The 9,712-nt window shown below is 36.0% G+C and carries 7 protein-coding genes; all 7 read right to left on the bottom strand.

Annotation, left to right across the window (positions count from 1 at the left end; all coding sequences use genetic code 11):
* The coding region (locus F6K40_RS27500; protein WP_293140288.1) for an Rpn family recombination-promoting nuclease/putative transposase at positions 1-494 on the bottom strand (494 nt) is incomplete at its 3' end.
* A 213-nt stretch (positions 495-707) separates the two neighbouring features.
* Positions 708-1,628 (bottom strand): Rpn family recombination-promoting nuclease/putative transposase, encoded by a 921-nt coding sequence (locus tag F6K40_RS27495; protein WP_293140287.1) that lies wholly within the window; start codon positions 1,626-1,628, stop codon positions 708-710.
* 117 nt (positions 1,629-1,745) lie between these two features.
* Positions 1,746-2,630: an Rpn family recombination-promoting nuclease/putative transposase gene (locus F6K40_RS27490; RefSeq protein WP_293140286.1), complete on the bottom strand. Its 885-nt coding sequence runs from the start codon at positions 2,628-2,630 to the stop codon at positions 1,746-1,748.
* A gap of 312 nt (positions 2,631-2,942) precedes the next feature.
* The gene (locus F6K40_RS27485) at positions 2,943-3,566 is read right to left on the bottom strand and encodes a hypothetical protein (protein WP_293140285.1); all 624 of its coding nucleotides are present in this window, start codon (positions 3,564-3,566) and stop codon (positions 2,943-2,945) included.
* Positions 3,567-3,636: 70 nt separating this feature from the next.
* Complete coding sequence (locus F6K40_RS27480) at positions 3,637-4,260, bottom strand: hypothetical protein (protein ID WP_293140284.1); 624 nt, start codon at positions 4,258-4,260, stop codon at positions 3,637-3,639.
* Between the two features lie 70 nt (positions 4,261-4,330).
* Entirely contained in the window at positions 4,331-4,630 is a 300-nt protein-coding gene (locus F6K40_RS27475; RefSeq protein WP_293140283.1) for a hypothetical protein, read from the bottom strand.
* Positions 4,631-4,714: 84 nt separating this feature from the next.
* Complete coding sequence (gene mfd / locus F6K40_RS27470) at positions 4,715-8,212, bottom strand: transcription-repair coupling factor (RefSeq protein ID WP_293140282.1); 3,498 nt, start codon at positions 8,210-8,212, stop codon at positions 4,715-4,717.
* Positions 8,213-9,712 lie beyond the last annotated feature (1,500 nt).

The raw sequence follows: 9,712 nt of genomic DNA, 5'->3' as shown, positions 1-9,712 counted from the left end.
AATGACTTCTTAAACTTGGGCAATTCTACAAAAACCAACTTCATTTGTTCTGCTTTATACTTAAAGAATTTTTGCTCATGTAAAAAAGCAAAATGATTCACAACATCTGAAGATTTCTTAAACATTACAAAATCTGTAATTGTCACGGCAATTACTGGTTTTAAATTCAGATAAGGTTCATGATTACCTAATTGAGTCGAATAAGTTTTTGCTAAGTTATAAACCACTCGTTTATCAAAGGCAGTAACCTTAGCTACTTGCATCTCAATAATCACTTGGGAATTATTTTTTAATACCGCTCTAACATCCAAATAACTATCTTTTAAAGTTTCCACTTGACGGGGATTATAAGGATTGAGAATTGTCAGGGATTTAATTTTGTTTTTCCCTTGATAAATAATGGCATTGAGAAAGCTAATTAATATGTCTTGACTTTGGTCGGAACCAAATATCATTTTAAAAGCATAATCGCTTTTTGGACTAATAAATCTCATGGTAATTTCATCTCCTAGTTAATTATCAATTCTGTTGTCTCATTATCAAATAAAATGATAACTCCGTAGGGACGTTTAGCTAACGCATAACTCCGTTAACGCCGGGCGACATGAAACGCATTTTTGTTACGCAACGTCCCTACAATAAAAAGCACTTTGGGTAGCACTTATCTATTTATTAACCAATTCGATACATCGTCAAAATTAGTCAAATCAAAAATCTCTTCTATCTGCCAACCAATTCGATAAATCGTCGATATTATTAAACTTTAAAACTGCTTTAACTAAATTCTCCAAATCTTCTAAAGATAGACTTTCAAGCTGACTAGCAATCTCATCTTCTGGAACTTCTATAAAACGCTCTTTGAGTAAAAGCATTATTAGAGCGATCGCTTCTTCAATTCTGCCTTTTTTTTCTGCTTTTTCTTCTGCCAAAAGTATCTTGCCAGTTTCATCTTGTGCCATAATTGCCCGTTTTTCTAGCAACTCTAATTCTTCTGGACTGAGATTAATTTCATTGGCAATATTCAGAGCTTTTTCTATTGCTGATACCTCTCCTAAACTTTCTGGAATCACCTCTAAACTATCCGTTTCTTTAATAAAATAAATCCACTTATCGACTAAAGTTTCTAATTCCTCCAATGACTTCTTAAATTTGGGCAGCTCTACAAAAACTAACTGCATTTCTGCTGCTGTATACTTCACAAATTTTTTCTCATTTAAAAAAGAAAAATAATTGACTACATCTGGGTTGTTTTCAAACATTTCAAAATTTGTAATTGTCACAGCAATTACTGGTTTTAAATTCATATAAGCTTGACGAGGACCTAATTGAGTTGAATAAGTTTTTGCTAAGTTATAAACCACTCGTTTATCAAAAGCAGTAACGTTAGCTACTTGCATCTCAATAATCACTTGAGAATTATCGTCTAATACTGCTCTAACATCCAAATAACTATCTTTTAAAGTTTCCACTTGACGGGGATTATAAGGATTGAGAATTGTCAGGGATTTAATTTTGTTTTCCCCTTCATAAATAATGGCATTCAGAAAGCTAATTAATATGTCTTGACTTTGGTCAGAACCAAATATTTTTTTAAAGGCATAATCGGTTGTCGGACTGAGAAATCTCATGGTAATTTCATCTCCTAGTTAATTATCAATTCTGTGGCTTCATTATCAAATAAAATGATAACCTTGTAGGGACCTTGCACGCAACATCCCTACAATAAAAAGCACTTTGGGTAGCACTTATCTATTTATTAACCAATTCGATACATCGTCGAAATTAGTAAAATCAAAAATCTCTTCGCTTAAATTTTCTAGCTCCTCTAAAGACAAATCTGACAACTGTTTTTTCAGATTTTCTGGAATCTCTCCAAAACGCTTTTTGAGTAGGCGCGTTATCAGAGCATTTGCTCCTTTTTGTTCAGCAAAAAGTATCTTACCACTCTCATCTTGTGCCATAATTGCCCGCTGTTCTAGCAATTCTAATTCTTCAACACTTAGATTAATTTCATTAGCAATATTTAGAGCTTTTTCTATTGCCGATACTTCTCCCAGATTTTCGGGGATTATCTCTAAATTGTCTGTTTCTTTGATGAAATAAATCCACTTATCGACTAAAGTTTCTAATTCCTCCAATGACTTCTTAAATTTAGGCAGCTCTACAAAAACTAACTGCATTTCTGCTGCTGTATACTCAACAAACTTTTTCTTATTTAAAAAAGAAAAATAATTGACCACATCTGGGTTGTTTTCAAACATTTCAAAATCTGTAATTGTCACGGCAATTACTGGTTTTAAATGTCTGTAACCTTCACGGGGACCTAATTGAGTTGAATAGGTTTTTGCTAAGTTATAAACCACTCGTTTATCAAAGGCAGTAACGCTAGCTACTTGCATCTCAATAATCACCTGGGAATTATCGTCTAATACTGCTCTGACATCTAAATAACTGTCTTTTAAAGTTTGTATCTGAGGGGGATTATAAGGATTGAGAATTGTTAGGGATTTAATCTTATTTTTCCCTTCATAAATAATAGCATTGAGAAAGCTAATTAATATTTCTTCACTTTGGTTGGAACCAAATATTATTTTAAAAGCGTAATCGGTTTTGGGACTAATAAATCTCATAATAATCTCGACAAAAATACGAATTTTTAGTTTTTATATTATACCAAATACGTTGGCTTCGGAGTGTTATAAGAAACCGGGTTTATGGAAAGTAGATGTTAAGAGAGTGAGGCATTAATATAAACCCGGTTTCTGTTTTTTTGCACCGATATTAATGGATTTGATATTATAGCTGAGAAAGAGTTGCTTAGGACATGGACTGATGATGAACCTTAGACTGGGAAATGTTTTTCTAACTGTTCCCTGTTCCCTATTCCCTGTTCCCTGCTATATACCATTTTTGTAGTGATCGCTATCCTAAAAGCATGATATTTACAAACTATTTTTATGATTCTCTAACTGCAATAAACATTCTTGAAATACATAATTTACTACAGAAAATAATCTATCTAAATCTCCAATGTTATAACTGATAATATTTCTTGTAAAAATATCTCCTTTCAATTTCCCAAACTGCCAAACTTGACCGTTAGAAACAATACCAAAAATTGTTTGTTCTAAATCCTTATTAATTTTCTGTACTGCAACTAATTCAGCTAAACATTGACCCCATCCTTCGTTAAAATTATCTTGTTTTGCCTCAACTAGTAAAAAATATGGTTTATCAAAAATAATTGTAGTTAAAGGATGGCGTTTTGCCACGATATAATCTGGTTTTCCAGACAAATTTTCATCGTAAGTTAATGTCTGATGACTCCAAAGAGTTAATTTTTTTCTATACATTTTCCAGACTTCTTTTAAGACTGGATAAATCAGGTTTTCACAAATAGCATCTTCTGAATTATCAACAACACCATCTGTAAATAATAATTCTAGTTCTGCTCGAAAACTCTGAGGTACAGTAAATTCAAGTTCGTTGATAAAATCTGATAAAATATACTTAATTTGAAATTCTTGGGCGACTGTTGCAATATTTTTGTAATTACTAAATGGCATAATTCAATGGATAATTGATAATTGATAATGTTATACCAAAAAACGATCGCTCTCCATAAAATACTAGATTTTAGAGATTTTTTTCACTATTCTCTAACTGCAATAAACATTGTTGAAATACATAATTTACTACGGCAAATAATTTATCTAAAGATTCAATGTTATAACTGATGATATTTCTCGTAAAAATATCTCCTTTCAATTTCCCAAATTGCCAAAGTTCACCATTAGAAACAATACCGAAAATAGTTTGTTCTAAATCGTTATTAATTTTCTGTACTGCAACTAATTCCGCCAAACATTGACCCCATCCTTCATTAAAATTATCTAGCTTTGCTTCAACCAATAAAAAATAAGGTTTATCAAAAATCATCCTGCCTAAAGGATTGAGTTTAGTCACTATATAATCTGGTTGTCCTGATAGTTTTTCATCATAGGTTAAAGTCCTATGACTCCAAAGCATTAATTTGTCATAATAGGGTTTCCAGACTTCTTTTAAAATTGGAAAGATTAAATTCTCACAAATAGCATATTCTGAACTGTATACAGATAAGTTAGAAATTGCAAAATCTAACTCCTCTTTAAAATTCTGATTCACGGAAAATTGAATTTCATTGACAAAATTTGTATAAATATATTTAATTTGAAATTCTTGGGCAACTGTATCAATATTTTTGTAATTACTAAATGGCATAATTTAATGGATAATGGATAATTGATAATGTTATACCAAAAAGCGATCGCTCTCCATAAAATACTAGATTTTATAGATTTTCTTCACTATTCTCTAACTGCAATAAACATTGTTGAAATACATAATTTACTACGGCAAATAATTTATCTAAAGATTCAATGTTATAACTGATGATATTTCTCGTAAAAACATCTTCTTTCAATTTCCCAAATTGCCAAAGTTCACCATTAGAAACAATACCAAAAATTGTTTGTTTTAAATCGTTGTTAATTTTCTGTACTGCAACTAATTTTGTAATTACTAAATGGCATAATTTAATGAATAATGAATAATGAAAACTACAGCGGATTCTATCAGGCGTGAGGTACACCCACGCGGGCAAGATGCCCGCTACTTAGAACATTTAATTGTTAATATCTGTACTTCATATACTTGGAATCTGGTGTATCTCTAATTATCCATTATCCATTGGTAAAGCATTTTCCATTTTACTCAACCAATCTCTCAAATTTTCTAATTGTTTATCTGCACTTAAAACACCTAATCCTCTAACTGTAACTTTACCCTTACTAAAGACAAAACGAGACTTTAAATGACCTGGTAATTTCTCCTTTAATAAATTCCATGCAGGTTCCTCCATTGGTGTTTCTAAAACAACGTGTTGTTTGCCTTCCACTTTAATCCGAGAAAAGCCGATTTTTTTGGCAATTTGTTTTAATTCCATCATCCTTAATAACTGTAAACCAGCTTTAGGAATTGCACCGTAGCGATCGCTCCAATCAACCTCTATTTCACTCAATTCTTCCCGACTATTAGCAGCAGCAACGGAGCGATAAGCACTCATTTTTTGATCTATGTCTGGAATATAATCTGCGGGAATAAACGCAGTCAAAATCAGGTCAATTTGTGTATCATCAACTTGAGGAATTTCCTGCCCTTTGATCTCTCGAATTGACTCTTCTAACATTTCCGTATACAGATCGAATCCGATGGCGTTCACCTGACCGGACTGCTCTGCTCCCAAAATATCCCCTGCTCCCCGAATCTCTAAATCTCGCATTGCCAACTGATACCCAGACCCCAATTGAGTAAACTCCTGAATTGCCCGCAACCGTTTTTGTGCCTCATCTGTCAGCGCGACTCCACCGGAAGCAGTAGTTGGATAAAACAACCACGCATGAGCTTGCACCCCTGCCCTACCTACCCTTCCCCGCAACTGATACAACTGCGACAAACCAAACTTGTGAGCATCTTCGATTAATATTGTGTTGACGCGGGGAATATCTAAACCAGATTCAATAATTGTGGTGCAAACTAAAATGTCAGCTTCCCCCGCACTAAATGTCAGCATAATTGACTCCAACTCTGCTGCTTCCATTTGTCCGTGACCAATATTAATTCTTGCTCCAGGAATCATTTGCCGCAACTTTCCCGTTAATTCTTCAATACCTTCAATGCGTGGTACCACATAAAATACTTGCCCTCCCCGATTTAATTCTTGTCTGATGGCAGTGCGGGCAGTTTCCAGATCGTAGGGTGCTAGATGAGTTTTGATCGGGCGACGCAAAGGAGGTGGAGTAGTAATCAAACTCATTTCCCGAATCCCCGAAAGCGCCATATATAATGTGCGGGGAATTGGAGTAGCAGTCAGTGTCAACACATCGACCTGAGCTTTGAGCGCCTTAATTTTTTCCTTCTGGTTAACACCAAACCGTTGTTCCTCATCCACCACTAACAAACCTAATTCCCGAAACTGGATCGTCTTACTTAAAATAGAGTGAGTGCCAACAATAATATCTAATTCCCCTGTTGCTAACCGCCGTTGAATTTCTTTCTTTTCAGTAGCAGTACGGAAGCGGTTGAGTAAACCTATTTCTATGGGGTACGGAGCAAAACGTTCTTTGAGAGTGTGATAATGTTGTTGGGTTAAAACTGTTGTCGGTGCAAGAAATGCTACTTGTTTTTCAGCGGTGACAGCTTTGAAAATTGCCCGGATGGCAACTTCTGTTTTGCCGAAACCAACGTCACCACAAACCAAACGATCCATTGCTCGTTCGCTTTCCATATCCCGTTTCACATCTTGGGTTGCTTTCAACTGATCGGGGGTAGGTTGATAGGGAAATGAATCTTCCATTTCTTCTTGCCATGGGGTGTCAGCGGGAAAACTGTAACCTGTTTGTTGAGCGCGTTGAGCATAGAGTTTCAGCAAGTCAACAGCTAATTTTTTGATTGACTTACGGACTTTATTTTTGGTACTTTCCCAAGTTTTGCCGCTCAGTTTATTGAGCTGGGGTTTTTTCTTATCGGTATTTCTCAACCGCGACAGAGAACTGAGTTGATCGGCAGCAACTCTGAGCAAACCGTCAGCATATTGAATTGTCAGATAGTCGCGAGTTTCGTTATTTATAGTCAGACTTTCTAATTTCACAAACTTACCAATACCGTGTTGGCGGTGAACTACATAATCGCCGGGGCGAAGTTTGTTGGGATCTACTTGTTTGGAAGCAGCTTGACGACGTTTGCGAATATAGCTGGGAGTGGCGAGGGTGTGTTGTCCGTAAAATTCTCTGTCGGTGATGACTGCTAACCGGAATGTGGGCAAAATAAATCCTTCTAATTCTGCTAAACCACTATATTTGAGAGCAATGGGAGTATATTGGGTTTGCAGTCTGTTAATAGCGGGGTAGTCGCGGGGATTGGGAATAAATTGAGCGGGGCAGTCGTGTTCCTGGAGGAGAGAGACGGAGCGCGACGGTTGAGCGGAAATGAGGAAAATGGAATGTTTACGTTCCCTTTCCTGGCGCAAATTTTCTGCCAGTTTTGCGTATTGGTGCGGCATCACTGGTAAGGGGCGACTGGCGAGGTTGAGGGTGTAGGGAACGGAGGCGGTAATATCGCTCTTGATTTCTTTGGTGAGTTCGGATAAATATAGTCTGGGAAAAAATTCGACTTCTGCGAGGGAGTCGGCAAATGTACGATGAATTTTTGGTAATGGTGAGGATGCTTCGTCGTTCTTGAGTTGTTGCCAATTTTCTTCTACCAGTTCAAACCAGCGATCGCCATGAGCAGCACATTGATCTGGTTCGTCTATGGCAATGAGGGTATTTTCTGGCAGGTAGTCTAATAGGGAAGCATAAGTTGAGTCGGTGATTGACTCTAAATTTCCTAACCCCCACTGACTAAAATCTCTTGGTGTTAAGACGATTTGGGGAATTTTGTCAAGGGAACGTTGGGTGGAAGGATCGAATTCCCGAATTTTTTCGAGTTCGTCCCCAAACCATTCTAGACGGACTGGTAATTCTGAGGCGACGGGAAATACATCTATAATATCGCCCCGGCGACTCCACTGTCCCTCGGTTTCCACTAATGCCACTCGTTCGTATCCCATCTGGGCAAGTTTTTCATCTAAAGATATACACTTTAAACCATCAGACTCAGAATCATTTATCCGTGTCTTGCTGAAGATTTTGGAGTTACTGGTAATACTAGGGGCGAGGGTTAGGCAGTAGGGTTGAAATTCTTTAACTGTAGGTAGGTGAGGTTGGAGCGATCGCTCTGTTGCCACCACGGCCATTTTTGCTTTATTGCTATTGTTGCCATCGCTAGCTGCATTTTCTAGCGTCACCAAGTCTGCCAAAACCTGCATTTGTCCCCAAATCATTTCTTCTGAGTAGGAAGGTTCGTAAGGGGATGCTTCTGAGGTGGGGTAAAAGTGAACTGTTGGCCATCCTATTGCTTCTAATTGTGCCGCCCACCGTCCCGCTTCTTCTAAAGTGGCAGTGACAATGAATAAATTTTGCTCTTGTTGTTGGGCGAGGGTGGATGCAACTAAACCTTTGGGTAAACGGGGAGCGCCGTTTAGTTGTAGACATTGGTGTTGTTGGAGTTTCTTTAGGAGTTCGGTGGTGAGAGGCGATCGACTAAGTAGTTTAATAATAGAAGATAATGTCATTTCAGTTATCAGTTATCAGTTATCAGTTACAGAAATTACGCAGAAACCGGGTTTATTAACGAAATTTCCTAGTTTGAAAAACAATAATTAGGGTAATAAACCCAGTTTCTTGTTTAGATACATAAATCCTATAATTTTATTAGTATTTTATAGCAAGTTTAAATAGGTTGTAATATTTGAGCGTAGGGGTTTGTTCTCCAAACCCCATTTTTCCAAACCCCATTTCTCTATTGGAATTTGCTGATTAAATTTCCAACCTTTAAAAATCAACGTTTGAGTTTTTTTCGGAATTTTTATTACTATTTTATAGCAAGTTTAAATAGGTTGTAATATTTGAGCGTAGGGGTTTGGAGAACAAACCCCATTTTTCCAAACCCCATTTCTCTATTGGAATTTGCTGATTAAATTTCCAACCTTTAAAAATCAACGTTTGAGTTTTTGGGGGAATTTTTATTACTATTTTATAGCAAGTCTAAATAGGTTGTAATATTTGAGCGTAGGGGTTTGGAGAACAAACCCCATTTCTCTATTGGAATTTGCTGATTAAATCTCCAACCTTTAAAAATCAACGCTTGAGTTTTTGGGGGAATTTTTATTACTATTTTATAGCAAGTCTAAATAGGTTGTAATATTTGAGCGTAGGGGTTTGGAGAACAAACCCCATTTTTCCAAACCCCATTTCTCTATTGGAATTTGCTGATTAAATCTCCAACCTTTAAAAATCAACGCTTGAGTTTTTTTCGGAATTTTTTATTACTATTTTATAGCAAGTTTAAATAGGTTGTAATATTTGAGCGTAGGGGTTTGGAGAACAAACCCCATTTTTCCAAACCCCATTTCTCTATTGGAATTTGCTGATTAAATCTCCAACCTTTAAAAATCAACGTTTGAGTTTTTTTCGGAATTTTTATTACTATTTTATAGCAAGTTTAAATAGGTTGTAATATTTGAGCGTAGGGGTTTGGAGAACAAACCCCATTTTTCCAAACCCCATTTCTCTATTGGAATTTGCTGATTAAATTTCCAACCTTTAAAAATCAACGTTTGAGTTTTTGGGGGAATTTTTATTACTATTTTATAGCAAGTCTAAATAGGTTGTAATATTTGAGCGTAGGGGTTTGGAGAACAAACCCCATTTCTCTATTGGAATTTGCTGATTAAATCTCCAACCTTTAAAAATCAACGCTTGAGTTTTTGGGGGAATTTTTATTACTATTTTATAGCAAGTCTAAATAGGTTGTAATATTTGAGCGTAGGGGTTTGGAGAACAAACCCCATTTTTCCAAACCCCATTTCTCTATTGGAATTTGCTGATTAAATCTCCAACCTTTAAAAATCAACGCTTGAGTTTTTTTCGGAATTTTTTATTACTATTTTATAGCAAGTTTAAATAGGTTGTAATATTTGAGCGTAGGGGTTTGGAGAACAAACCCCATTTTTCCAAACCCCATTTCTCTATTGGAATTTGCTGATTAAATCTCCAACCTTTAAAAATCAACG

It is taken from the genome of Okeania sp. SIO3I5, assembly GCF_010672085.1.
GTDB lineage: Bacteria > Cyanobacteriota > Cyanobacteriia > Cyanobacteriales > Microcoleaceae > Trichodesmium.
Note: the sequence above shows the minus strand (reverse complement) of the source record. Positions and strands in the feature narration are given on the sequence as shown.